This window comes from Pseudomonas sp. B21128 (genome assembly GCF_044218865.1).
GTDB lineage: Bacteria > Pseudomonadota > Gammaproteobacteria > Pseudomonadales > Pseudomonadaceae > Aquipseudomonas > Aquipseudomonas iridis.
On sequence record NZ_CP162590.1, the window covers coordinates 4,267,827 to 4,289,765 of the forward strand.

Consider the following 21,939-nt stretch of genomic DNA (forward strand, 5'->3'; position numbering starts at 1 on the left):
CATGACCAATGATCATGTCCGGTTGGTTGAGGTAGGTGCAAGAGACGGCTTGCAGAACGAGAAGCGGACGCTACCGCCCCAGACCACAGTGCAATTGTTAGAAATGCTGGCAGATGCGGGCCTGCGAACCTTGGAGGCCGGAGCTTTTGTTTCGCCACGCTGGGTACCGCAGATGTCCGGATCTGATCAGGTGCTAAAAGCGCTCACAACACGCCCCGGCGTAACCTGGACAGCGTTGGTGCCCAACGTGAAAGGTCTGGAAGCAGCAATAGAGGCAGGTTGCCGAGAGGTCGCAGTGTTCACTGCTGCCTCCGAGGCGTTCTCGCAAAGGAATACCAACTGTTCTATTGCGCAAAGCCTACTCCGCTATCAGGAAGTGATGGTGCGCGCGCGCGATGCCGGAGTTAGGGTCAGAGGCTACGTCTCGTGCGCCATGGGTTGTCCCTTCACAGGCCACGTCAAACCCGAGGCGGTCGCCGCAGTCAGCGCTTCGCTCTTCGGAATGGGGTGTTATGAGGTAAGTCTGGGCGACACCATTGGTGCGGGTACACCTGCGGCAACGAAAACGCTGATCAATGCCTGTCGACAGGTAGTTCCCGTCAGCGCTCTAGCCGGACATTTTCATGACACCTATGGCATGGCTATCGCCAATATCCATGCTGCGCTGGAAGCCGATGTACGGATCTTCGACAGCTCGATTGCCGGCCTGGGTGGCTGCCCGTATTCGCCAGGGGCCACTGGCAATGTTGCCACTGAAGATGTGATTTACCTGCTGAGCGGCCTAGGCATGAACCATGGCGTCGATCTTGATGCATTGATAGAAATCGGTGAGTTCATCAATACCGAACTTGGACGGGAAACTGCATCCAGAGTATCCCGTGCCCTTCTTGCGAAACGTGGTCTCGTAGAAACGAACTAAGCCGCATCTCTTCACGTTCATAACAATAAAAGCCCGCAGGGGCGGTGGGAGAACCCTTATGAAACCCGAACTGTTTGAAGTATGGGGAGACACGGTAGACGGTCGCCACCTGATCTACTCCATTGGCATCGGCGCAATTGTCAGCCTCGGCGCTTTCTTCATAGCGCAACACCTGCTTGTCGGCTGGGTAGACTCTCTGCAGATGGCGCGCGCTTACGCGATGCTGGTGGGTATTGTTGGCTGCCTGGCAGGTGGAGCCATCAGTGCGGCACTTTTCAAACCCAAGCGTAACGTCGTAGAGCATCTGGCAGATCCGGCATGGCGTTCAAAAATCCTGATCGAATTGCAGAACGAATATGGCCCCCTTGGCAGCCTGACTGACTTACCGCCCGCCACGATTGCGGAACTGCGTGAAATGGATCTTTATGATCTGTTCGCTGATTACGAGAAAGCCCTTCTCTCTCCCGACAAAAGCCTCGACGTGCAACCCGCCAGTACTGTCAGAGCTGTAAGCGTCAATGGAGGCCGGTCATGATCGAACCAATCCTGGATCAGATCTTAATAGCGTTGGGTATGGGTATTCTGGGGGCAGTAATTTTCGCCGGGATCGGACTCATCTCAGGCAGCGATGAAACCACTACGCTCGCCCCGCTGACTTTGCTGGTCGTTCTGCTGGGCGTTCCTGCCGCAGGTGTGCTGACATTCTTCCTAGCGGGAGCCGTAGCTAAACATATGACCCACGCCGTACCGACGGCACTACTGGGCATTCCTGGTGACACCATGGCGACGCCGCTCATGCGCGAGGCCAACTTCTTGCGCAATCTAGGTGTTCCACACATTGCATTGCGCAAGATGATTTCGGGAGCGGTGATTGCTGCGCTGATTGCAGTTCCGATGGCCGTACTGTTCGCCGTAATGCTCGCGCCGTTCGGTGACATGATCAAACATGCTGCGCCTTGGGTTTTTCTGCTTGCGGCGATTGCCATTGCATGGTTCTCCAAAGGACGCCTGGCTGCTGTGCTGACGCTGATCCCCTTCGTCATGGTCATTGTTGGCCTACAAAGCATCACCGGGCAATATGGGGTCAAGCTCAGTGTCAGTTACTTCCTTGGCATTGCCATCGGCCCGCTAATCGCCGCGCTGTTCTCCATGCTCGCACCTGCCGAGCGAGAAACAATGCGACGTCAGGAGGTGCGCACTTTTTCCTTATCTCCCGACGTAAAAAGCTGGGGCGGATTTTTTCCTAATCCGCTTACGGTATTGGACAGCAAACAAAGCATGTGGACTGCCGTCACTGCCGTAGTCTCCAGCGCCACCTTCGTGTTCAGCCCGGTTGCCATGACCGTCATCATGGGCGAAGTCGTCGGTTCAAGGGTCAAGCACGTTTACCATCGCTTGACCACAGTCATAACCGCTCGCAACGGGGTCACCGAATCAACATACCTCGCCGAAGCGTTGATCCCGCTCATCGCTTTTGGTCTGCCACTTAGCCCCGTTGCAGCGGGCCCGGCAGCGCCACTCTTCAATGCCCCCCCGCGCTTCAGCGTCGACACAGCGACGGGCCAGGTGCACAACTTGCACTCACTGCTCAGCACTTGGGAGTTTCTTGGGTATGGCATGTTGGCAGTGGTCATTGCCATTCTGATTGCTTACCCATTCACCATGAATTACGCGCACAGAGCAGCATCCTATGTGTCGCGCAAAATCAGCCACGAAGCCGTGATCTCGACTTTTGTTGGCCTAATCCTGGTGATTGGCATCTGGGAAGGCGGCCTCCTAGGTTTGCTGGTAATCATCACCATCGGTCCGCTGGGCGGATTTCTCTCACGCTTTTTGGGCTTCAACATTGGCGTGCAGTTCATGGGCTATTACACCGCCGTACTCACTGTCCCGGCCCTCGTTGCCCTGATAAACGCATGACTCCTAGCAAACATAACAAAAATATCCAGGTAACCATCATGCATAAAAATGTCCTCGCTTCCCTGCTGTTATTGCTGAGCGCGACTGCGTTCATCGCTGACGCTGCAGAGTCAATTCCGGCCCTCGCTTATCCCGCAGGCGACAAACAGCTACATGCCATTCCGGCCTCTGAAAAAGACCTTCCGACTGTAACTGCACAGCGTTGGATCAAGGTCTCGGACAAAGGGATACAGCTGGAAGGCCCGGCCTTCGATCGCGAGGGCAATTTGCTATTTGTGGAGGTATTTGGTGGGCAGGTACTCAAAGTCGACCCGCAAGGAAAGCTCAGTGTTGTAGTGCAGAAAAACGCTTTGGGTTCGGCAGGATTGGCAATTCATAAGGTGACGTGGGCGGATGGCTCGCAAACGCGGATCGACGCGGTGATCTGGTGCACCGGCTTCCGCCCTGCCCTCGGCTATTTGGAATCCCTGGGCGTGTGTACCGCCGACGGGCGCGTGGCCGTCAAAGGCACGCATTCGATTCAGGAACCGCGCTTGTGGTTGGTGGGTTATGGCGACTGGACAGGCGCCGCTTCCGCGACACTGATCGGCGTGACCCGAACGGCGCGCAGCACCGTTGAGGAAATTGAGCGTTTTTTGATAGAGCAGTGAGTCGGCGCACCTCAGCTCAGTCAACGCTGATTTACATCACAATTAACGTCCTTTATCAGCCCTTCTGTGCAGGAGACGCAAAATGAGCATTGATTGGGTCAACTTTACGCCTTGGACATCCCTGGGCGGAGGAGCCTTGATTGGCCTGGCGGCTAGCCTATTCGTTCTTGCAAATGGGCGCATCGCAGGCATCAGTGGCTTGATTGGAAGCGTGATGCAATTGGGCAGTGAAGGTTGGAACGAGAAGGCGCTATTTCTTCTTGGTCTGTTGCTTGCGCCAGTGTTATGGGGAGCATTTAACGTTTTGCCGCAAATCGAGATCAGGGCTGAGTGGCCCACCCTGATTATGGCGGGGCTGCTCGTCGGTGTTGGAACCCGTTACGGCTCTGGCTGTACGAGCGGTCATGGCGTTTGTGGGATCTCTCGACTGTCAGCCCGATCCATCACGGCAACGATGTGCTTTATGTTCGCCGGTTTTGCAACGGTGTACGTCATGCGCCACGTGGTGGGAGCATGAACTTGATCAAGTTGGCCGCATTTTTATCTGGCCTGATCTTCGGCCTTGGTCTTCTCTTGGCAGGCATGGCGAACCCCGAAAAAGTATTGGCTTTTCTTGATGTGGCCGGGGCCTGGGATCCGTCTCTCGCACTGGTGATGGGAGGAGCCATCGCAGTGGCGGTTATCCCCCTGAATTGGGCGCGTAAGAACAAGCAGTCCTTGCTGGGTGCCCCCATGCAGTTGCCGATGAAAAGGGAGCTGGATGCCCGCTTGATCGGCGGCAGCCTGGTGTTCGGCATAGGTTGGGGAATTGCGGGGATTTGCCCTGGGCCTGCGGTCGCTATTCTGCTTACAGGGCACGGGCGGATCATCATATTCATATTGGCCATGTTGGCCGGTATGTACTTGTTCTCTCTATTAGAACGTCGACGCACAACCTGATGTCGCTGTGAATCGAGCTGAGTGTGTCATGAGGCACTGCGATTACTTTGGCATCCGCTCCAGCCTTATCCGTCATGTCCATGACACCTCCAGGACGATTGCGAACGTCAGCGAATCCGGTTCAGGTTGAACCTCTGCTGCTCAGGCGGACTCCCAAACCTGAATCCAGGAGAAACTTATGACCCATACAGCTTTGGTTGTGGGCGCCAGCGGCATCGTCGGCAGCGCCATCACTCAGTTACTCATCGACAACAAGTGGCAGGTCGCCGCGCTCTCGAGGCACCCGTCACAAGTGCAAGGCGTGATACCTGTCGCGGCAGATCTTCAGGATCCTGCTTCGCTGGAACAGGCGCTGGCGGATTTGAAACCCACTCATGTCTTCATTACCACATGGTCACGGCAAGCCACAGAAGCCGAGAACATTCGCGTCAACGCCGCCATGGTTCGCAATGTGCTCGCCGCCATTCGCCCAGCCAAGAGCGTCGAGCACGTCGCACTGGTCACTGGCCTGAAACACTATCTCGGCCCGTTCGAAGCCTATGGTAAAGGCAGCCTTCCGCAAACACCGTTTCGCGAAGAGCAAGGTCGTCTGGATGTCGAGAATTTCTATTACGCCCAGGAGGATGAACTTTTCGCCGCGGCTGAAAAAGACGGTTTTACATGGAGCGTTCACCGCCCGCATACCGTGACTGGAGTTGCTGTAGGCAATGCGATGAACATGGCAACCACCCTCGCCGTCTATGCCTCAATTTGCAAACAAACCAATCGCCCTTTTGTGTTTCCAGGTTCAAGAGTGCAATGGGACAGCCTTACCGATATGACGGACGCCCGGCAGTTAGCGAAACAACAACTGTGGGCGGCCACCACGCCGGCTGCCGCCAATCAGGCCTTCAATGTCACTAATGGCGATGTGTTTCGCTGGAAATGGATGTGGAGCCGAATTGCCGACTACTTCGACTTGCCTGCTGCCGATTATCCCGCTTCACTCTGCCCCCTTGAAAAGCAGATGGCTGGCGACCAAGCCGTATGGGCGCAAATAGTCGCTGAGCACGGCCTGAAAGAGTCCGATATCGGTCGCCTGACATCCCCATGGCACACCGATGCAGACCTCGGTCGACCCATCGAAGTTGTCACGGATATGTCGAAAAGCCGTGCCATGGGCTTCACTGCCTACCAGGCGAGCGATCAGGCATTTTTCGATGTGTTCGACACACTACGTGAGATGCGCTTGATACCTTAGGCTGCTCCAAGAGGAAAAATGATCTTCTTTGCGATAGACGCATCCTTTTGGCCACGTCAACTACCCACACCCCCTAACAATAAGCGTCTGGCAAAGACCGTGGCAGAAGCCCTGACCGTCATTACGTTCAACATGGGCTGTGGCGCATTCCCTCAGAACTTCAATGAATGCCTACAGCCCTGATAGGCGATGCCGAGTTGAAAAGGCGGCTTCGGCGATGATTTCCGGGTTAATGCTACAGCCCACGCTGACAGAGCATTCATGAGGAGATCAGATAGCTGTTATGAGTGCCTCGGTCCTCGCAAGCGAATCTGTCCAACTCACGTTGTGATGCTTATTAAATAAAGTCGCAACGTGAATTAATGAGCGCTACTCACCTATTCATTCTGAAAACGCCAGTTATCAGTAGCAACGCAGTGCCATAGGCTCCCACGATGAACAGTCCAGCAGCACTGTCCGCCTAACTGCGAATGGAGACGTGATGAGCCCTAGAAATCCCACCGAACCCGGAGCCGGAATAGAACTGTCCCGGCGACAAGTGCTTATCGGCACCGCCGGTACTGCAGTCACAGCCGCGTTAGCGAAGGTCGATGATGCACACGCGGTTGCCAACACGACATCAGTGCCGCAGAGCTCGCCAGCGAGTCACTTGACGTTCAACCTCAACGGGCGGCGATTTGCTTTGGATGTCGACAACCGCACCACTCTTCTGGACCTCCTTCGCGAAAGGCTTCACCTGACGGGCACCAAGAAGGGCTGTGACCACGGCCAGTGCGGGGCTTGTACGGTGATCGTCGAGGGCAGACGCATCAACGCGTGTCTGACGCTTGCGGTCATGCATGAAGGTGACAGCATCACCACCATCGAGGGGCTCGGTACGCCGGACAACCTGCATCCGCTGCAAGCGGCCTTCATCAAACATGACGGTTATCAATGCGGTTATTGCACGCCTGGCCAGATCTGCTCGGCCGTCGCAATGCTCGAGGAAATAAAGGCCGGCGTACCCAGCCACGTCAGCAGCGATTTGATCGCCAAGAGCCCTACAACAGCCGCTGAAATCCGTGAGCGCATGAGTGGCAATATTTGCCGTTGCGGTGCGTATTCCAACATTGTCGAAGCCATTCACGAAATAGCTGGAGGTGAGGCATGAAATCCTTCACCTACGAGCGCGCCACCTCTTTACAGCAAGCGGTTGACGCATCCGCTAACAATCCGGGCGCTCGATTCATCGCCGGCGGCACCAATTTGCTTGATCTGATGAAACTGGAAATCGAGACGCCACAGCACCTGATTGACGTGAACGGACTGGCGCTCGACAACATCACCCGGACAGAGGATGGCGGGTTAAGGATTGGCGCCATGGTGCGTAACACCGACCTGGCCGCTGCACCTCAAGTGCGGCAAGACTACGCCGTCCTCTCCAAAGCCCTGCTCGCCGGAGCGTCAGGGCAACTGCGCAACAAAGCCACAACAGCAGGCAATCTCTTGCAACGCACCCGGTGTGCTTACTTCTACGACACCCATCAGCCTTGCAACAAACGCCGCCCGGGGGCTGGCTGCCCGGCGATGGGTGGCGCCAGTCGTCAACAAGCGATCATCCGTGTCAGCGAAGCCTGCATTGCCAGCCATCCCAGTGACATGGCCGTGGCGATGCGAGTATTGGGCGCGAAAGTAGAAACGCTCAACGCAGATGGCCAAGTTAGAACAATCGATATCGCCGACCTGTACCGAGCTCCCGGGGACACTCCACATATCGAGCACATTCTGGATGCGAACGAACTGATCACCGCTGTGACTTTGCCTAAACCAGCAGGAGGCAAACATATCTACTACAAGGTTCGCGACCGTGCGTCCTACGCTTTTGCGCTGGTTTCTGTGGCGGCGATCGTAATGCCAGACCAGTCAGGTCAGGTGGCGCTGGGTGGCGTGGCGTACAAGCCGTGGCGAAATGAAGACGCCGAGGCTTATCTCCCTGAGGGTGCGCAGGCCGTAGCCACACATTTGCTGGCTGGCGCTCACCCCACCGCGCAGAACGCTTTCAAGATCAAACTGGCAGAACGCACGATTGGTCTCGCGCTGTCCAACGCGTCTTCCTAAACAAAATCACCGGCATTGCACGACTGCGGTCGATTGACCAGGAGTAAGCCTCATGAAGTTTGATACGCCTGCGAGCACAAATCCCATCGATCAAATGAAGGTCATTGGTCAACCCAAAGATCGTGTTGAAGGCAAACTGAAAACAACCGGCACGGCCACCTATGCTTACGAGCAACAGGCTGCTGTCAGTCCTCCCGCCTACGGCTATGTAGTCGGTGCAGCCATCGGCAAAGGGCGGATAGCCTCCATTGACTCGAGCGAAGCACGCCGAGCCAGCGGTGTCATCGCGATCGTCACTCATGAAAATGCGGGCCATCTGGACAGAGGCGAATTTTACGTTGATCGCGCACTGGCCGGGCCAAAGGTCGATCACTATCACCAGGCAGTGGCAATCGTCGTCGCCCAGACGTTCGAACAGGCCAGGGCCGCTTCGGCTTTGCTGCGGGTCTTCTACGTGCGAGAGCCTGGCGCCTACGACCTGGAAGCACAACGCGCGTCCGCCAAGACACCCGCGCCGGGTGCGTTTGGCCCTCCTCCGCACACCGCGATCGGCGATTTTGAAGGCGCGTTCAAGCAGGCAGCATTCACACTCGACGGTCATTACACCACCCCGGATCATGCCCACGCGATGATGGAACCCCATGCCACCATCGCGCAGTGGCAGGGAGACAAACTGACGCTTTGGACTTCGATCCAGCAGATGAATTGGGGTGTCAGAGATCTGGCCAAAACACTCGGCATCCGCAAAGAAAACATTCATTTGATCTCGCCATACATTGGCGGCGGCTTTGGTGGCAAAGGCACCATCCTCTGCGATGCTGTCCTGGCGTCGCTTGCCGCCAGAGCGGCCGGGCGCCCGGTGAAGGTCGCACTCCCCCGCCCGCTCATGTTCAATAACCTGACCCATCGACCGGCGACGATTCAAAGAATTCGGCTCGGTGCCAATCCGGACGGCACGCTCACCGCAATCGGCCATGAGAGTTGGTCGGGCAATCTGCGCGGCGGTCGCACGGAAGCAGCAACTGCATCGACCCGGACGTTGTATGCGGGCGCAAACCGTATGACCCGTTTGTATCTTGCCGAACTCGACCTTGCTGAAGGCAGCGCCATGCGCGCACCCGGCGAAGCGCCCGGCATGATGGCGCTGGAAATTGCCATGGATGAAATGGCTGAGAAACTGGGCATGGATCCTGTGAAGTTTCGCGTCATCAACGACACCCAGGTGGATCCAGAGCAGCCGGATCGCCGGTTTTCTCAGCGCCAGTTAGTTGAATGCCTGAACACGGGGGCCGATCATTTCGGCTGGGCTCAACGTCATAGCCAACCGGCCAAAGCGCTGAAAGACGGCTGGTGGGTCGGAATGGGCATGGCCTCGGCGATTCGCGGCGCACCCACCACCAAGTCCGCCGCTCGTGTACGACTTGATCGCAAAGGCATGATCACCGTCGAAACCGACATGACCGACATTGGCACCGGCTCGTACACGATCATTGCCCAAACGGCTGCCGAAATGATGGGCGTAGACATAGACAAGGTGAACGTGTACCTCGGGGATTCACGGTTCCCGGAGTCATCGGGTTCAGGCGGCCAATGGGGTGCGGCTTCATCCACGGCAGGCGTCTATGCTGCCTGTGTGAAACTCAGAGAAGCCGTCGCCACCCAGCTAGGCCTTGATCCAACGAAAACCGAATTTATCGATGGCCACGTTCTTGAAGGGACGAAAAATCTGCCATTGATACAGGCGACAGAGCATGGTGATCTGGTGGCCGAAGACGTCATGGAGTTCGGCGACCTGGCCAAGCAGTATGCTCAGCAAACCTTTGGCGCCCACTTCGTCGAGGTGGGTGTAAACGCCGCCACCGGCGAAATTCGCCTTCGCCGGCAGTTGGCGGTGTGTGCCGCAGGCAGAATACTCAACCCGAAAACAGCACGTAGTCAGATCATCGGGGGTATGACCATGGGCGCAGGTGCCGCGTTGATGGAAGAAATGGTTGTCGATCATCGCTTGGGTTTTTTTGTTAATCACGATCTGGCTGGCTACGAAGTGCCGGTGCATGCCGACATCCCCCATCAGGAGGTGATTTTCCTTGATGAAGTAGACCCCTACGCGACGCCACTGAAAGCTAAAGGAGTCGGCGAGCTGGGTATCTCGGGCGCAGCAGCGGCGATTGCCAACGCCGTGTATAACGCTACCGGCATTCGGGTTCGCGATTACCCGATTACACTCGATAAGCTGATTGACCACTTGCCCGCTCTGGGCTGACCTTACCGCTCTAGGCTTCGGAGTCATCCATGCAACTCAGCCGCACGAACCTGGCAGATATTGTTTACTTCCTTGCCATCGCTCGGCATCAAAGCTTCAGAAAAGCAGGTTTGGAAGTAGGAATCAGCGCGTCAGCGCTAAGCCATGCCATCAAAGGACTGGAAACCCGGCTTGGCGTTCGCCTGCTCAATCGCACCACCCGCAGCGTGACCCTCACGGCTGCAGGCGAGGAGTTGCAGGGACTGATCAGCGCTCCAGTGAATGACATCGGCCAAGCGCTGGAAACCCTCAACCGCCTCCGTGATGAGCCCGCCGGGCGAATCCGCCTGAACGTCTTGAGCGACGGCGCAAAACTGCTGTTGGGCCCCGTGCTCCCGGTTTTTGTTGATCGTTATCCGGATATTGAAGTCGACCTCACCGTCACCAATCGAATGGTCGATGTGATCGGCGACGGCCATGATGCCGGGATTCGTTTCGGCGGCACGGTTCCCGAAGACATGATCGCGCAACGACTCTCACCCGATGTCGCCTGGGCAGTCGTTGGCGCGCCTGATTATCTTGCGCGATTTGGTGCGCCGATACATCCGGAAGACCTGCATCACCATCGCTGTTTACGCATTCGACTGGGCAATGCACGCATCTACCACTGGCAATTCTCGAAAGAAGGTCAATCGTTGGAGGTAGATGCGCCAGGCGCCATCACTATCGATGAGACACGTGTCGGTGTAGCGATGGCAATGCGCGGCGCCGGTTTGATGTATGTTCCGGCGTGGGTCGTCGAGCGCCAGATCGCGGAAGGCTCCCTACGGCGAGTCCTCGAGGACTGGACTCATCACGATCCGGGTTTTCACATCTATTACTCAAACTTCCGACAAGTGCCTGTAGGCCTTCGCCTGCTCATTGACCTCATCCGCGAACTCGAACCCATGGGGCCACTCCCGTAGCGAGTTCAGCTCGCCTGCCGCTTGCTGAAGACCTCGCCAAACACCGGCACCGCCGAAAATGCGTTAGGCCAGCCCGCATAGAACGCGAGGTGTGAGAGCAATTCGGAGGCTTCGGTCTGCGTCAGACCATTGTCCATCGCACGGTTGAGGTGGTAACCGATCTGCGCCACCTGACCGTTTGCCACTAACGTCGTGACCGTAATCAGGCTGCGGTCTCGGGGCGCAAGGCCCGGGCGCAGCCACAGATCGTTGAACAACGCACTGGTGGTGTACTGCACCAATCCGGGCGACACCGGGCCAACGGATTTGTCGACAGCCGCAACGCGTGCGTCTTCAGCGGCCTGATCGATCGGCAGCAGGACGGGCGACACCGGCGCCAGTTGATCAGAGTCTATTCCGTGCTGATCAAAGACCCCTTTGGCAATCGACGCCGCGCCAGCGGCATTCCCCCACCCCGAATAAAACGCGAGATGGTTGATCGTCTCGGACAACTCCAAAGGCGTCACGCCATTCTTCAACGCCAGATCCAGGTGAGCGGCCAGCTCGGCTGTCTGACCTTTGGCAATCAGGACGGCTACCGTCGCCAGGCTGCGGTCGCGGGCAGACAGCTCCGAGCGTTTCCAGACCTCACCAAGCAGAAGGCTGTCGGCGTTGTGAGCCATTACCGGAGATGTCGCGTGTATATCAGCTGAAACAGGCATGTCAGAAATTTCCTCAGTCGGCGCCCCCTGAGGGGTGGCGCATGCAGACAAACACATCGCTAATGTTGCTACTGCAAATGTGCGAATAATCATAATGAAGCGCCGTACTGGGCGTCGGTGACAGGCTCAAGCCACTCAACATTTTTGCCGTCAAGCGCCTCTTGAATGGCCATGTGAGTTACGCCGGTCGTGCTCGTCGCGCCGTGCCAGTGCTTGACGCCCGGGGGAGTCCAGATGACGTCTCCAGGCTTGATAACCTGTTTATCAACGGCCTCTTGTTGAACCCATCCAGTACCCGTCGTGACTACCAGCATTTGTCCCAGTGGGTGGGTGTGCCACATCGATCGCGCGCCCGGCTGAAAGGTCACATACGCTGCCGAGACGTTCGACGGTACGTGTGCGGCGAAGAGCGGATCAATGCGTGCATTGCCCACAAAGTTCGCGGGCGCCCCGATTATCGATGCCTGCTCACCATTTCTCACAATAGTCATGGATGACTCAGGGGAAGCGTCAGCAGCGCAGACGTTAAATGCGACGGTGGCCAACAGGGTGACGAAAGGCAGGATCGCTCTTTGGCGCATGGTAGCTCCTTGCTGAATCAATAGAGTTGCGACCAACCTAATTGATCTCAGTGCATTCAACTACCGGCTGTTGGGTTGATGCTCCGATGAGCCGAACTCAACAATACGCCCATTCATGTACGGCTAGATCGAACTCAGGTTCTGTGGTGGCAATCTATGGAACAGGGTGTTTGCTTTTCGCGAAAGACTGAACGAGTCAGGGCACATGCTTTCGAAAAATTGAGCGCTTTACATTTCGAGACGCAAGGAGACACGCAATGCCTGACAAAAACTTGGTTTCCCCAGCGAAGCGTAAAGACGAGAAGGATCCCGCTCTCGACTCAGACCCGCCAGATACAGGTTTAACAGATGACGAGCGGGTGGTTAGGGACGATCAATTTTTTGGCGACGAACCACGTGTAGAACCTGGCCCAGCCGACCTCGAGAGACTCAAGGACTAACCAGGTTTTCCTTTGATATAGCCGCGATCGGCATTTCAAATACAGCTTCTATCGTTTGCACTTTAATTTTTGGGGAGGTAACCCGCATGCGCCAGCAAACCTCATTCATATTTGATCTGGATGGCACATTGACTGATAGCGTTTACCAGAATGTCTTTGCGTGGAAGACAGCACTGGATTCCGAAGACATTCCATTGGCTATGTGGCGAATTCATAGAAAGATCGGTATGAGCGGCGGGCTGATGCTTAAGATGTTAGCCCGTGAAACCGGCGTGGAGATCAAACCAGATCAGGCTAAAAGGCTGAGCGATAAACATGATGAAGCTTATAAGGATCTGCAGGGACAGATAAGCGCTCTCCCCGGCGCCGTCGAGCTTCTCGATACGTTAAACCGCGACCAGCTCAAGTGGTGTATTGCGACCAGCGGTGGCATGGACACCGCAGCGATAAATCTGAAAGCATTAGGCTTGGATATCGCGGAGGTCAACCTCATCACCCGTGATGACGTCAAGTATGGCAAGCCCGATCCAGACCTATTCCTCGCCGCTGCAAGCAAACTCAATGTACCCATCGAAGATTGCCTGGTAATCGGCGACGCCGTCTGGGACATGCTTGCCGCACGCCGCTGTAAGGCCACCGGTATAGGGCTGCTTTCAGGGGGTTACGACACTGGAGAGCTTGAACGTGCCGGTGCACTGCGAGTCTACGAGGATCCGCTGGCACTGCTGCAGCACCTGGACGAGGTTGCTTCCCGTCCGTGAGCCATGTGCAGGCACGCGGATGGAGTGGGTGTGCTCCTCCCTAAACGCGACGTTCACGCATGCAGCCATGCCAGACGATTGATCGGGTGTTGTTCCAGTGCTCTTTAGAATCGACGATCCGAAGCATTGGACGCACCCGATACAACTGCGCCCACCCGGCACTCCTAGAACTTCGACAAGTTTACGCTGCGATAGACAGGGAAAGCGCTTACAGGATCAGCCAGGCTCCACTGGCGCCGGCAGTGCCACTCTTGAACAGACAAAAAGCAGTATGCCTATCAGAATCAAGCCCCCTCCCCGCATCCAAGTTTCCAGACTTTGCTGACTGAGCAGTACCAGGCAAGAGACGATAGCAAGTACCGGAACCCACGTCGGCACCCGAAAGTGATTTTCCGCAACCTCGTCACGGCGCAGGATTAACACAGACAAATTAGTACTGAGAAATACAAACAGCAGGAGCAGGACAACGGTTTCGGCCAATGTAGCCAGCGTTCCCGTCAGCGTGAGTGCGATTGCTACAAGGGTGGTAGCGATGACCGCGATCCAGGGGGTGCGTCGCCGAGGCAGCACCTTTCTCAAAGCGCCCGGCAACAGTCCAAGGCAGGCCATGCCATAGGTAAGGCGACTCGCCATTATCATGGTTAACAGTGCGCCGTTGGCTACCGCGATCAGTGCAATGAAGGCGAAGACGCGAGGCGGAATGTTTAAACCTGACGCCCGAACCACTTCAAGAAGAGGAGCCGAGGTCGCCACTAGTTTTTCCATGGGCAGTACGGAAGATGCCGCGACTCCGACAGCCATGTAGACGACTCCGGCGGTTAGCAATGCGGCAAATAATGCGCGCGGGTACACTTTTCGAACGTCTCGGATTTCTTCCGCGAGATTGGCGGATGTTTCGAATCCTACAAAAGAATAGAAGGCGATTAATGCCGCGCCCAAAACGGCTAACATCGGGCTGATCCCCGGTTTGAACTCCAGGCTGCGGCCCAAATCCGCTTCGCCTGTACGGAAATACCAGGCAGCGGCAACAACGACCAAAAGAAGACCTGACAGCTCAATGACTGTCATCACCAGGTTGGCTCCCAAAGACTCTTTAATACCCCTCGCATTTAATAGCGCGATAACGAGAAGGAACAGTAAGGCTGCGATGTGAGGCGGTACATGGATGAACGCCGCCAGGTAATCACCCGCAAAGGCCAACGATAAACCCGCCGCGCTCGTGACAGCCGCAGATAGCATGCAAAAGCCAACGAGAAAAGAAATGAGCGGAGAACGGAACGCTTTCTCAGCGAAAACCGAAGCGGCGCCCGCGTGCGGATATTTTGTCACCAGCTCTGCGTAAGAACCTGCAGTCAGCATCGCGAAGAACAGGGCGATTAGCAGGGGCACCCATATTGCGCCACCTACCTCCCCCGCAATTGTCCCGGCGAGCGCATAAACGCCCGCCCCGAGTACATCTCCGAGAATAAACAGAAAAAGCATAGGGCCGGTGACAGCGCGGCGCAGCGAGGTCTTCTGGGGAGAGGTGTTCACGTTCAACTTCCTGGCTTGAGGTTTCAACAGCGCATCCCCAGCTAGTCGCCAGGTCGCTTACTTTCAAGCAATGGAAATTTGCCGGTGTCTAAAGTTCACATATCTTGGCAACGTGTCGGGAAGAAGGCGCCGCTCCTACAATCTGAACAGAGCTACGTAGTTACACTCAAGTTGACTAAAAAACGATAACAAAAAAGGGCCCTAGCAGGCCCTTTTGTATTCAAACCAAAATCACTTGGTCAGCCAGGACTCGACGGTCGCGGAGCCGTGTTCAGCTTTCCAATCTTTCAACGTCTTGTGATTGCCACCCTTGGTTTCTACGACTTCACCGGTGTGCGGATTTTTATAGACCTTCAACTGGCGAGGCTTGCGACTGCCGGCTTTGGACTCTGCGGTCGGAGCGCGACGGCCTGCTTGTGGATCTAGCAGGTTGATCACGTCTTTCAGGCTGTAGCCGTATTTTGCGAGCAAATCACGCAGCTTCGTTTCGAACTCGATTTCTTTCTTGAGGCCTGCATCACCCTTGAGGTTTTCGAGCGCTTGGAGTTGTTCGGCGAGGTGTTTTTCAAGTTGGCGGAATTCGGCAAGTTTGGACATGGAAATTCTCGATGTGAGTAATACCTAGAGGTTACACCATAAATCACGGGGCGCACTTACAAGGAGTGGCGCCTGAGGTCTTTCACCTGGATTGATGAGTATCCGCCTCCTCGGCTGGATAAAACTCGCCCTCCTTCCCCATCCTTTTTAGCTGTTCGCGCACGATCAACTCAACGCTGACAACGGCGGCTTGATCGTCAGGGTTGACCAATTGCAAGCACAAACGTCGAACATTCTGATCGTGGGTGCCCTCGCTCATCATCTCGTGCGTAAAAACTTGTTCGCCACGCCATAGGCATAGCTGCGTATGGGTCTCGCCGAGCCATATCTCGTTGATTGATCTCAGGTCGGTGGTCGCCAGTTGATCGACGGTGATTGTCTTATCCATTGCTCTGTACCTTACCAATAAGCAGATACAGGTAGACTTACGGGCACAGGAGGTCGTTCCAAATGTCGGCAGCTCACACCCGCCAAGGTTTATTAAACACGTCCCGGATCGAGTTGCTGACTTTCAGACTGCGTCTGTAATCAGTCATCGGCGCCTTCGGTCAGTGACCGGGGCTGAATCAAATGCGGGCCCTGATTACGCACGTTACCCACCTCCTTGCCCACTTTGTACCAATGAAAATCCGTCGCAGGCCTGCAGTGCTCCATTGCCAGTTCGCGAGCTCGTTCCGGTGACGTGTCGGGATCTATCCATTCGCGGGCGTGCTCAGGCGCTAAGACCAAGGGTTTGCGGTCATGGATATCGACCATGCCCTCATCACTCGCAGCGGTGATGATCACAAAGCCGTCTCGATCATCCGGCTCCAGCCCTTCGTGCACCTCAGCCAGACCCGCAAAGAACATCGGAATCTGCTCTTTCAACGTGATGAAATAGGGCTGCTTTTTCTTTGCATCATCAGGGTCTTTAACCCATTCAAACCAGCCGTTTGCCGGCGCGAGTACGCGACCATTTGGCCAGAGCTGATTAAAAAACTTCCCGGTGATGACGGTCTCGACCCTAGCGTTTATCGGGTCAGGACGCTTTCCCTTCGCCCAGAACGGCGCCCATCCCCATTTAACCTTATCGACACTCAAGCCCTCTCCCGCTGGCCGGATAATCTCCACCCGCGTAGAAGGCGCGACGTTGTAACGCTCGACAGGCCAGAGGTCATAGCCATTGATCACCAGCTGCTTTGGCGCAAGCTCCTTGAGGTAGTGATCCATCGATTCGTAGATCGAATAGCGTCCGCACATGATGTCACCCGTCGAATTGTCGTACCTAAGAGATTGACCGCAAGTGAACCAAATCGTTAACTGTATATACGTACAGTCAACCCCTAAGGCTTGCATCATGAGCATCACCATTCTCGGCCCTCTCGCATCTGGCGGCAGGAAACTGCCCCTCTATTCATCCAGGGTGCCGGCGGGTTTCCCCTCACCAGCGGCTGATCACATCGAAAAGCACATCTCCCTCGATGAGCTGTTCGATATCCGCGCGCCGCATGTGTACCTGGTGAGAATTGATGGAGACAGCATGCAGGGCGCCGGCATCTATTCAGGAGATCTGGTGGTCGTTGATCGCAGCGTTGATGCGGTCAGTGGCGATATCGTCATCGCGGCGCTGAACTCGGAGCCGTTCTGCAAGCGTCTGCTGCTGCGCGAGAAGGCCGTGATGCTTTTATCGGAGAACCCAAAATACCCGGCAAGACACGTCATGGAAGGCGATGAACTGGTGATCTGGGGTGTGGTGAAATACAGCGTGCGCGATCATGACAACACGTGAGCCCGTCTTTGCACTGATTGACTGCAACAGCTTCTACGCGAGCTGCGAGCGCGTCTTCAGACCCGACCTGGCGAAGACACCCATCGTGGTGCTGTCCAACAACGACGGCTGTGTGATCGCGCGCAGCTATGACGCCAAGCCTTTCGTGAAAATGGGCCAGCCGTACTTCCAGATCAAAGACCATCTGCGCCGGCATGGAATCGTGGCCTTCAGCAGTAATTACGCTTTGTACGGCGACATGAGCGAACGCGTTATGACGATCATCGAATCGATGGTGCCAGCGCTCGAGGTCTATAGCATTGATGAGGCGTTTGCCGATCTGACGGGTATTCCCGGAGATTTGTCGGCATTTGGTCGACACATGCGCTCCACCCTTCTCAAGCGAACGGGTATCCCGGTCGGAGTGGGTATTGCCCGCACCAAAACCTTGGCCAAGCTCGCGAACCATACCGCCAAAAGGCTGCTGGATGTCACCGGCGGCGTGGTTGATCTCTGCGATGCGTTCAAACGCGACTGGACGCTGCGCAACACCGATGTTGGAGTAGTCTGGGGAATCGGCAGGCGCATGAAAGCTCACCTGGAAGTGATGGGCATCAAGACGGCCATGGATTTGGCGAAAGCCGACCCGACAATGCTTCGCCAGAAATTCAGCGTAGTGATCGAAAAGACCGCTCGCGAGCTGGCCGGCACCCCATGTTTGGAATTGGGTGAAACTGAACCACCCAAGCAGGAAATCTGCTGTAGCCGTATGTTCGGAACCCGCCTCACACAGATAGAACCTATCAAGGAGGCAGTTGCGACCTATACCCAGCGCGCAGCGGAAAAGCTTCGGGCGCAAAACTCGCTGTGCAAGAAGATCCGCGTGAGCATCAGGACAGGCATGTTTAATCCCGAAGAAGCGAAGTATGCGAACGGCGCACTGGTCGAACTCCCCTACCCGACAAATGATGTTCGACTCATGACCAAGGCTGCGACCGAAGCCGTCAATCGTCTGTATCGACCGGGCTTCAAGTACAGCAAAGCGGAGGTTCTGCTAATGGATCTACGTCAGCCTGGCGAATTCACCGATGACCTATTCGCCCAGTCTCAGCCTGCGATGGCTGACAAAGTGATGAGTGTTCTGGATGAGATCAATGGCCGTTGGGGAAAGGGAGTTGTGCGGCTGGCCAGCGTACCTGCGGCACCTGGATGGGCGATGCGTCGCGACCTGATGAGTCAGAGCTACACGACGAAGGTAGATCAGTTGTGGACGGTAAAGGCTAGGTAGCCGGGGGTGGGGCGCGCTGAATCTATCGTGAGCGGTGCGTCATAACGACTGCCTACGACCAGAAGGGCTCAGTCTTGGTTTTCCTCGTAGAACCCAAAGCGATCAGCGCCTATACCTCCTCCTTGGCTCCAGCCGAACTGATTTGCCCGTCAACCCCAAGGATTACGCCCACTGTCTGTAAAACCGATACGACAAGGCGTCGCAGAACAGAACGGGAAGACTTCCACTTGCTTGAAAGCTGATTTAGTCCCGCGATTCAGCAGCCAAGAGCTTTTTGACTTCGGCGATGATCAAGTCGATGTCGAATGGTTTTGCCAATACGGCATCAAACAAATCTGATCTTTGCATACCAATATGTGCCTGAGCGCCGCTCATCAAGATGATCGGCAATTGACCAGCTGAAGGGAGAGCTCGAACGGCGGTGGCGAATTCCAGGCCGTCCATGACCGGCATCATGAAGTCGGTAATGATCAAGGCAGGTCGTTCTCTATCCAGTACCTCGAGCCCTTTTCGACCATTGCTGGCCGTCACCACCATGAACCCCTCATCCTCAAGCGCAAAGCTGAGAATGTCAGCGATCAAATACTCGTCGTCGACGACCAGGATGGTGGACATGTTAATTCAACCCACTCACAAGCTTAAGAAATCGAACCGGGCGATGACTCAGCGGGAACTGATGGTTCACGTCTTGAAGCCTTTTCCAGGAAAACATCTTGATCACGAATCACGACCACAAATCGCGAAGGATCGTAGGAGCTGTCTCGTATTTTAAGAATGGAGAGCGTCCTGCTAAGTTCAGAATGATTCTCAGAGAACCGCATGAGCATCAGATTGTCGACGATACTGGACAGGTCAGAATTCGGTGCGCTGACCTCGGAGCCAAAAAGATCGCGCATTTCCCAAGAGGCAAACACGGTAACCCCCCTGGATCGCAGCTCGTTCATCAGTGCACTGAAGAAGTCAGTAATCCGCGCCGGATTTGTCGAGACTCGCGTCATACCGCTCAGGCTATCGATAAACAGGCGCTTGATGCCCTTTTCTTCAACGAGATTCAGTAGTCGTGCGCCCAAACCATCCAGGAGGCCCTCTGTGGTGGGTTGCCATGCAATGGTCAGTGCGCCGCTGTCTTCCATGCTTTTTAAATCGATGCCCAGTGACTGGCCCTTGAGTCGCAACCGTTGTGGGCTTTCGTAGAAGCCGAAATGCAGGCCCGGCGCTTCCACAGTCGACTGGGCCAGGAATTTGAGGCCCAGCGTCGTTTTACCAATCCCGGAGGGGCCTATGACCAGAGACACACTGGAACTGTGCAGGCCTCCGCCCAATATGTCGTCCAGCGATTCAATGCCACTGGCGATGCGCGTCATGTCGGCGCTGTCGGGAGAGGACGGATGGCTGTAAAGACTTTCGAGCCGTGGATAAACAACCAGGCCATTGTCGGTAATTTCACACTCGTGAAGGCCGGTCATTGCTCCGCTGCCGCGAGTTTTACGCAGCTGAATTCGACGCACCGAACGAGTGCCATACAACTCTTCGCCCATCTCAATCACGCCATCAACCATCGTGTGCTCAGGACTGCCATCGTCAAGGCGAGAACTGGTTAGAAACAGCACCGTGCAACCAGCGAACGCGGCATGCCCTTGCAACTCAGAGATGAATTTCTTGGTGTCGATATGGGAATCCGCTTTTGAACGCGCATTCAGCAAGCCGTCCACCACCATAACGGTGGCCTTCTGACGGCTTATCTCACGCCGAAGCAGCTTCACGACTTCATCCAAACCTTCGTTTTCCAAAGTATCGAATGCGCTGACAAACTGGATTTCAGCCCCGACTTTGGAAGAGTCGAAGAAGCTCAGAGTCGAAAGAAATTGAAAAAGGCGATCATGTGACTCGGCCAGCAGTGTTGCGACTAGAACCCGCCCACCCTTTTGCGCGTGATGGAACCCAAGCTGGTTGGCCAAGATCGTTTTTCCAGACCCTGGGCGCCCTTGGATTATGTATGAGGAGCCCGCTACCAGCCCGCCCTTGAGCAGAGCGTCGAGCCCTTCGATTCCACTTTCGAGGCGTTTTAGCTTTTCCACAATGCGACCCTGATCTGAAAACAGGCTGTTTAAGCCGAATGGTGGAATGCTAACGCCATTTTCGCTCTGGGCCAATGCAGTAATGAGTGGCATGCGTTTACTGACAACAGGCTGGTCGCCTGACTCGGGTTGATTGCTTGGAGAAGCTTGAATCATCGGCAGGCGCTGCGAAGGGATCGTCGATGTGGCTAAAGAGATGGAGTTACGCGGCGCCACACTCTGCACTGGAATTGAAGGGTTTGGACATACCGGACAGCAACATTCAGAGCCTCACGCTTAGCTCTCCAAAGAGCGATACCTCTTCATTCGGTACATTTCACTGTCCGAATGGGTGAGCAGTGTATCGGCATCATTTCCGTGCTCGGGATAGTAGGCAACGCCAATACTGCACAATGGCATCTTGAGTGTGCCGAACTCAGGGCCCAGGGGCTCAGCCATGACGTTGTGAATCTGCTCTAGCTTTTTGGAAATCGTGTCTCTGGACTGGACGTCTGTTAGCAGCACCGTGAATTCATCGCCGCCAATGCGAGCCACGGTGTCTGTCTCACGCACACAGCTTTTTAGACGCTGGGCCACAATGCACAGAACCCTGTCTCCCGCTGCGTGACCATGGACATCATTGATACTCTTGAAGTCATTTATGTCCAAAAACAGCAGAGCCAGCTCATTACCGTGGCGCTGCGCCGTCTGCAGTGCAGATATCAGTCGATCACTAAAGAGCGACCGATTGGTTAATTTCGTCAGCGGATCGTGATGAGCGAGGAAGCGTAACTCCTCCTCGGCTTTAGCTAAAGCTGTAACGTTTCTTGCGACCCCGATCCTGGCACCGACCTCCTCCGACCAGAATGCAGCCCACAGGATGTACACGACTGCCCCATCCTTGCGGATGTAACGGTTGCGGAAATCGAAATGAGGTTGCCCATTCATGACCCGGGAAATCGACGCTCGCGTCGCATCCAAATCTTCAGGATGCATATAGCGGGTGATACTGGTGCCCATCAGCTCTTCAGGGAGATAGCCCAACAGGGCCTTACAGGCATCACTCACAAAAACAATGTGGTCGCTTTCATCAACCACAAAAACGGTATCCAACATCAGGTGGATCAGTTTGGGGTAAAGCGCTTGAAGATCGATGGCCATAGGTCATGTGGGTCTGAGTCGTTGAGCGCGATCATATCCCGATTTGTAGGGTGGGCTGCGAGGAATCTTGGGAGAAGTGGAATCCCGTCTGTACGCGCTCG

At 55.6% G+C, this 21,939-nt stretch carries 23 protein-coding genes and 3 pseudogenes; 16 read left to right on the forward strand and 10 right to left on the reverse strand.

The window, feature by feature from the left end; translation table 11 throughout:
• Position 1 precedes the first annotated feature (1 nt).
• The 6 genes and pseudogenes from AB4P91_RS19070 (at position 2) to AB4P91_RS19095 (ending at position 4,428) form a co-directional block, all read left to right on the forward strand.
• Positions 2-919 (forward strand): hydroxymethylglutaryl-CoA lyase, encoded by a 918-nt coding sequence (locus AB4P91_RS19070; protein ID WP_339474228.1) that lies wholly within the window; start codon positions 2-4, stop codon positions 917-919.
• A 58-nt stretch (positions 920-977) separates the two neighbouring features.
• Positions 978-1,454 carry a hypothetical protein gene (locus AB4P91_RS19075; protein WP_395603408.1) on the forward strand — a complete coding sequence of 159 codons (477 nt, stop codon included), beginning with the start codon at positions 978-980 and terminating at the stop codon, positions 1,452-1,454.
• Complete coding sequence (locus AB4P91_RS19080) at positions 1,451-2,839, forward strand: tripartite tricarboxylate transporter permease (protein WP_395603409.1); 1,389 nt, start codon at positions 1,451-1,453, stop codon at positions 2,837-2,839. Before AB4P91_RS19075 ends, AB4P91_RS19080 begins: the two co-directional genes overlap by 4 nt.
• A 380-nt stretch (positions 2,840-3,219) precedes the next feature.
• Positions 3,220-3,489: pseudogene (locus AB4P91_RS19085) on the forward strand (pyridine nucleotide-disulfide oxidoreductase); the annotation flags it as partial.
• 82 nt (positions 3,490-3,571) lie between these two features.
• Positions 3,572-4,006, forward strand: coding sequence for a YeeE/YedE family protein (locus AB4P91_RS19090; RefSeq protein WP_395603410.1), 435 nt, complete (start codon positions 3,572-3,574; stop codon positions 4,004-4,006).
• 2 nt (positions 4,007-4,008) lie between these two features.
• A complete protein-coding gene (locus AB4P91_RS19095) occupies positions 4,009-4,428 on the forward strand; it encodes a DUF6691 family protein (protein WP_395604980.1) in 420 nt (139 codons plus the stop codon).
• Here the strand turns inward: AB4P91_RS19095 and AB4P91_RS19100 are convergent.
• A pseudogene (locus tag AB4P91_RS19100) lies at positions 4,409-4,534 on the reverse strand (inorganic diphosphatase); the annotation flags it as partial. The gene AB4P91_RS19095 and the pseudogene AB4P91_RS19100 overlap by 20 nt on opposite strands.
• Positions 4,535-4,606: 72 nt before the next feature.
• On the opposite strand from AB4P91_RS19100, the gene AB4P91_RS19105 reads away from it, so the two are divergent.
• The 5 genes from AB4P91_RS19105 (at position 4,607) to AB4P91_RS19125 (ending at position 10,972) form a co-directional block, all read left to right on the forward strand.
• Positions 4,607-5,668 (forward strand): SDR family oxidoreductase, encoded by a 1,062-nt coding sequence (locus AB4P91_RS19105; RefSeq protein ID WP_150596388.1) that lies wholly within the window; start codon positions 4,607-4,609, stop codon positions 5,666-5,668.
• 481 nt (positions 5,669-6,149) lie between these two features.
• On the forward strand, positions 6,150-6,818 hold the full coding sequence (paoA, locus tag AB4P91_RS19110) for an aldehyde dehydrogenase iron-sulfur subunit PaoA (RefSeq protein ID WP_150596387.1): 669 nt from the start codon (positions 6,150-6,152) through the stop codon (positions 6,816-6,818).
• Positions 6,815-7,765, forward strand: coding sequence for an FAD binding domain-containing protein (locus tag AB4P91_RS19115; RefSeq protein WP_395603411.1), 951 nt, complete (start codon positions 6,815-6,817; stop codon positions 7,763-7,765). Before paoA ends, AB4P91_RS19115 begins: the two co-directional genes overlap by 4 nt.
• A 52-nt stretch (positions 7,766-7,817) precedes the next feature.
• Positions 7,818-10,028, forward strand: a complete 2,211-nt coding sequence (paoC, locus tag AB4P91_RS19120; RefSeq protein ID WP_395603412.1) for an aldehyde oxidoreductase molybdenum-binding subunit PaoC — start codon at positions 7,818-7,820, stop codon at positions 10,026-10,028.
• Between the two features lie 29 nt (positions 10,029-10,057).
• Positions 10,058-10,972, forward strand: coding sequence for a LysR family transcriptional regulator (locus AB4P91_RS19125; RefSeq protein WP_395603413.1), 915 nt, complete (start codon positions 10,058-10,060; stop codon positions 10,970-10,972).
• Between the two features lie 5 nt (positions 10,973-10,977).
• Here the strand turns inward: AB4P91_RS19125 and AB4P91_RS19130 are convergent, their stop codons facing one another.
• Together AB4P91_RS19130 and AB4P91_RS19135 are read right to left on the reverse strand one after the other, a co-directional pair.
• Positions 10,978-11,766, reverse strand: a complete 789-nt coding sequence (locus tag AB4P91_RS19130; protein ID WP_395603414.1) for a carboxymuconolactone decarboxylase family protein — start codon at positions 11,764-11,766, stop codon at positions 10,978-10,980.
• Complete coding sequence (locus AB4P91_RS19135) at positions 11,763-12,254, reverse strand: cupin domain-containing protein (RefSeq protein ID WP_191627771.1); 492 nt, start codon at positions 12,252-12,254, stop codon at positions 11,763-11,765. Before AB4P91_RS19135 ends, AB4P91_RS19130 begins: the two co-directional genes overlap by 4 nt.
• A 257-nt stretch (positions 12,255-12,511) precedes the next feature.
• On the opposite strand from AB4P91_RS19135, the gene AB4P91_RS19140 reads away from it, so the two are divergent.
• Positions 12,512-12,694 carry a hypothetical protein gene (locus tag AB4P91_RS19140; RefSeq protein ID WP_395603415.1) on the forward strand — a complete coding sequence of 61 codons (183 nt, stop codon included), beginning with the start codon at positions 12,512-12,514 and terminating at the stop codon, positions 12,692-12,694.
• 86 nt (positions 12,695-12,780) lie between these two features.
• Positions 12,781-13,455: an HAD family hydrolase gene (locus tag AB4P91_RS19145; protein ID WP_395603416.1), complete on the forward strand. Its 675-nt coding sequence runs from the start codon at positions 12,781-12,783 to the stop codon at positions 13,453-13,455.
• Positions 13,456-13,671: 216 nt separating this feature from the next.
• Here the strand turns inward: AB4P91_RS19145 and AB4P91_RS19150 are convergent, their stop codons facing one another.
• The 4 genes from AB4P91_RS19150 to AB4P91_RS19165 all read right to left on the reverse strand — a co-directional run bounded on the left by AB4P91_RS19150 (position 13,672) and on the right by AB4P91_RS19165 (position 16,824).
• Complete coding sequence (locus AB4P91_RS19150; protein WP_150596447.1) at positions 13,672-14,937, reverse strand: APC family permease; 1,266 nt, start codon at positions 14,935-14,937, stop codon at positions 13,672-13,674.
• Between the two features lie 282 nt (positions 14,938-15,219).
• Positions 15,220-15,585 carry a histone-like nucleoid-structuring protein, MvaT/MvaU family gene (locus AB4P91_RS19155; protein ID WP_150591854.1) on the reverse strand — a complete coding sequence of 122 codons (366 nt, stop codon included), beginning with the start codon at positions 15,583-15,585 and terminating at the stop codon, positions 15,220-15,222.
• Between the two features lie 82 nt (positions 15,586-15,667).
• Positions 15,668-15,973, reverse strand: a complete 306-nt coding sequence (locus AB4P91_RS19160; RefSeq protein ID WP_150591853.1) for a hypothetical protein — start codon at positions 15,971-15,973, stop codon at positions 15,668-15,670.
• Positions 15,974-16,113: 140 nt separating this feature from the next.
• Positions 16,114-16,824 (reverse strand): SOS response-associated peptidase, encoded by a 711-nt coding sequence (locus tag AB4P91_RS19165; RefSeq protein ID WP_395604981.1) that lies wholly within the window; start codon positions 16,822-16,824, stop codon positions 16,114-16,116.
• Between the two features lie 97 nt (positions 16,825-16,921).
• On the opposite strand from AB4P91_RS19165, the gene AB4P91_RS19170 reads away from it, so the two are divergent.
• Complete coding sequence (locus AB4P91_RS19170) at positions 16,922-17,353, forward strand: LexA family transcriptional regulator (RefSeq protein ID WP_150591851.1); 432 nt, start codon at positions 16,922-16,924, stop codon at positions 17,351-17,353.
• Complete coding sequence (gene umuC / locus AB4P91_RS19175) at positions 17,340-18,620, forward strand: translesion error-prone DNA polymerase V subunit UmuC (protein WP_150591850.1); 1,281 nt, start codon at positions 17,340-17,342, stop codon at positions 18,618-18,620. Before AB4P91_RS19170 ends, umuC begins: the two co-directional genes overlap by 14 nt.
• A 243-nt stretch (positions 18,621-18,863) precedes the next feature.
• On the opposite strand, the gene AB4P91_RS19180 is transcribed toward umuC, so the two are convergent.
• Both AB4P91_RS19180 and AB4P91_RS19185 read right to left on the reverse strand, forming a co-directional pair.
• Complete coding sequence (locus AB4P91_RS19180) at positions 18,864-19,235, reverse strand: response regulator (protein ID WP_150596379.1); 372 nt, start codon at positions 19,233-19,235, stop codon at positions 18,864-18,866.
• 23 nt (positions 19,236-19,258) lie between these two features.
• Positions 19,259-20,701, reverse strand: coding sequence for an ATPase domain-containing protein (locus AB4P91_RS19185; protein ID WP_191623987.1), 1,443 nt, complete (start codon positions 20,699-20,701; stop codon positions 19,259-19,261).
• A gap of 172 nt (positions 20,702-20,873) precedes the next feature.
• On the opposite strand from AB4P91_RS19185, the pseudogene AB4P91_RS19190 reads away from it, so the two are divergent.
• A pseudogene (locus AB4P91_RS19190) lies at positions 20,874-20,963 on the forward strand (DUF190 domain-containing protein); the annotation flags it as partial.
• A gap of 11 nt (positions 20,964-20,974) precedes the next feature.
• Here AB4P91_RS19190 and AB4P91_RS19195 read toward each other — a convergent pair.
• Positions 20,975-21,838 (reverse strand): sensor domain-containing diguanylate cyclase, encoded by an 864-nt coding sequence (locus AB4P91_RS19195; RefSeq protein ID WP_150591848.1) that lies wholly within the window; start codon positions 21,836-21,838, stop codon positions 20,975-20,977.
• Between the last annotated feature and the right edge of the window lie 101 nt (positions 21,839-21,939).

Bases quoted from the DNA above. Each gene is read 5' to 3' on its own strand.
- AB4P91_RS19070 (WP_339474228.1), top strand. From the start codon at position 2: ATGACCAATGATCATGTCCGGTTGGTTGAGGTAGGTGCAAGAGACGGC.
- AB4P91_RS19075 (WP_395603408.1), top strand. From the start codon at position 978: ATGAAACCCGAACTGTTTGAAGTATGGGGAGACACGGTAGACGGTCGC.
- AB4P91_RS19080 (WP_395603409.1), top strand. From the start codon at position 1,451: ATGATCGAACCAATCCTGGATCAGATCTTAATAGCGTTGGGTATGGGT.
- AB4P91_RS19090 (WP_395603410.1), top strand. From the start codon at position 3,572: ATGAGCATTGATTGGGTCAACTTTACGCCTTGGACATCCCTGGGCGGA.
- AB4P91_RS19105 (WP_150596388.1), top strand. From the start codon at position 4,607: ATGACCCATACAGCTTTGGTTGTGGGCGCCAGCGGCATCGTCGGCAGC.
- paoA (WP_150596387.1), top strand. From the start codon at position 6,150: ATGAGCCCTAGAAATCCCACCGAACCCGGAGCCGGAATAGAACTGTCC.
- AB4P91_RS19115 (WP_395603411.1), top strand. From the start codon at position 6,815: ATGAAATCCTTCACCTACGAGCGCGCCACCTCTTTACAGCAAGCGGTT.
- paoC (WP_395603412.1), top strand. From the start codon at position 7,818: ATGAAGTTTGATACGCCTGCGAGCACAAATCCCATCGATCAAATGAAG.
- AB4P91_RS19125 (WP_395603413.1), top strand. From the start codon at position 10,058: ATGCAACTCAGCCGCACGAACCTGGCAGATATTGTTTACTTCCTTGCC.
- AB4P91_RS19130 (WP_395603414.1), bottom strand. From the start codon at position 11,766: ATGATTATTCGCACATTTGCAGTAGCAACATTAGCGATGTGTTTGTCT.
- AB4P91_RS19135 (WP_191627771.1), bottom strand. From the start codon at position 12,254: ATGCGCCAAAGAGCGATCCTGCCTTTCGTCACCCTGTTGGCCACCGTC.
- AB4P91_RS19140 (WP_395603415.1), top strand. From the start codon at position 12,512: ATGCCTGACAAAAACTTGGTTTCCCCAGCGAAGCGTAAAGACGAGAAG.
- AB4P91_RS19145 (WP_395603416.1), top strand. From the start codon at position 12,781: ATGCGCCAGCAAACCTCATTCATATTTGATCTGGATGGCACATTGACT.
- AB4P91_RS19150 (WP_150596447.1), bottom strand. From the start codon at position 14,937: ATGCTTTTTCTGTTTATTCTCGGAGATGTACTCGGGGCGGGCGTTTAT.
- AB4P91_RS19155 (WP_150591854.1), bottom strand. From the start codon at position 15,585: ATGTCCAAACTTGCCGAATTCCGCCAACTTGAAAAACACCTCGCCGAA.
- AB4P91_RS19160 (WP_150591853.1), bottom strand. From the start codon at position 15,973: ATGGATAAGACAATCACCGTCGATCAACTGGCGACCACCGACCTGAGA.
- AB4P91_RS19165 (WP_395604981.1), bottom strand. From the start codon at position 16,824: ATGTGCGGACGCTATTCGATCTACGAATCGATGGATCACTACCTCAAG.
- AB4P91_RS19170 (WP_150591851.1), top strand. From the start codon at position 16,922: ATGAGCATCACCATTCTCGGCCCTCTCGCATCTGGCGGCAGGAAACTG.
- umuC (WP_150591850.1), top strand. From the start codon at position 17,340: ATGACAACACGTGAGCCCGTCTTTGCACTGATTGACTGCAACAGCTTC.
- AB4P91_RS19180 (WP_150596379.1), bottom strand. From the start codon at position 19,235: ATGTCCACCATCCTGGTCGTCGACGACGAGTATTTGATCGCTGACATT.
- AB4P91_RS19195 (WP_150591848.1), bottom strand. From the start codon at position 21,838: ATGGCCATCGATCTTCAAGCGCTTTACCCCAAACTGATCCACCTGATG.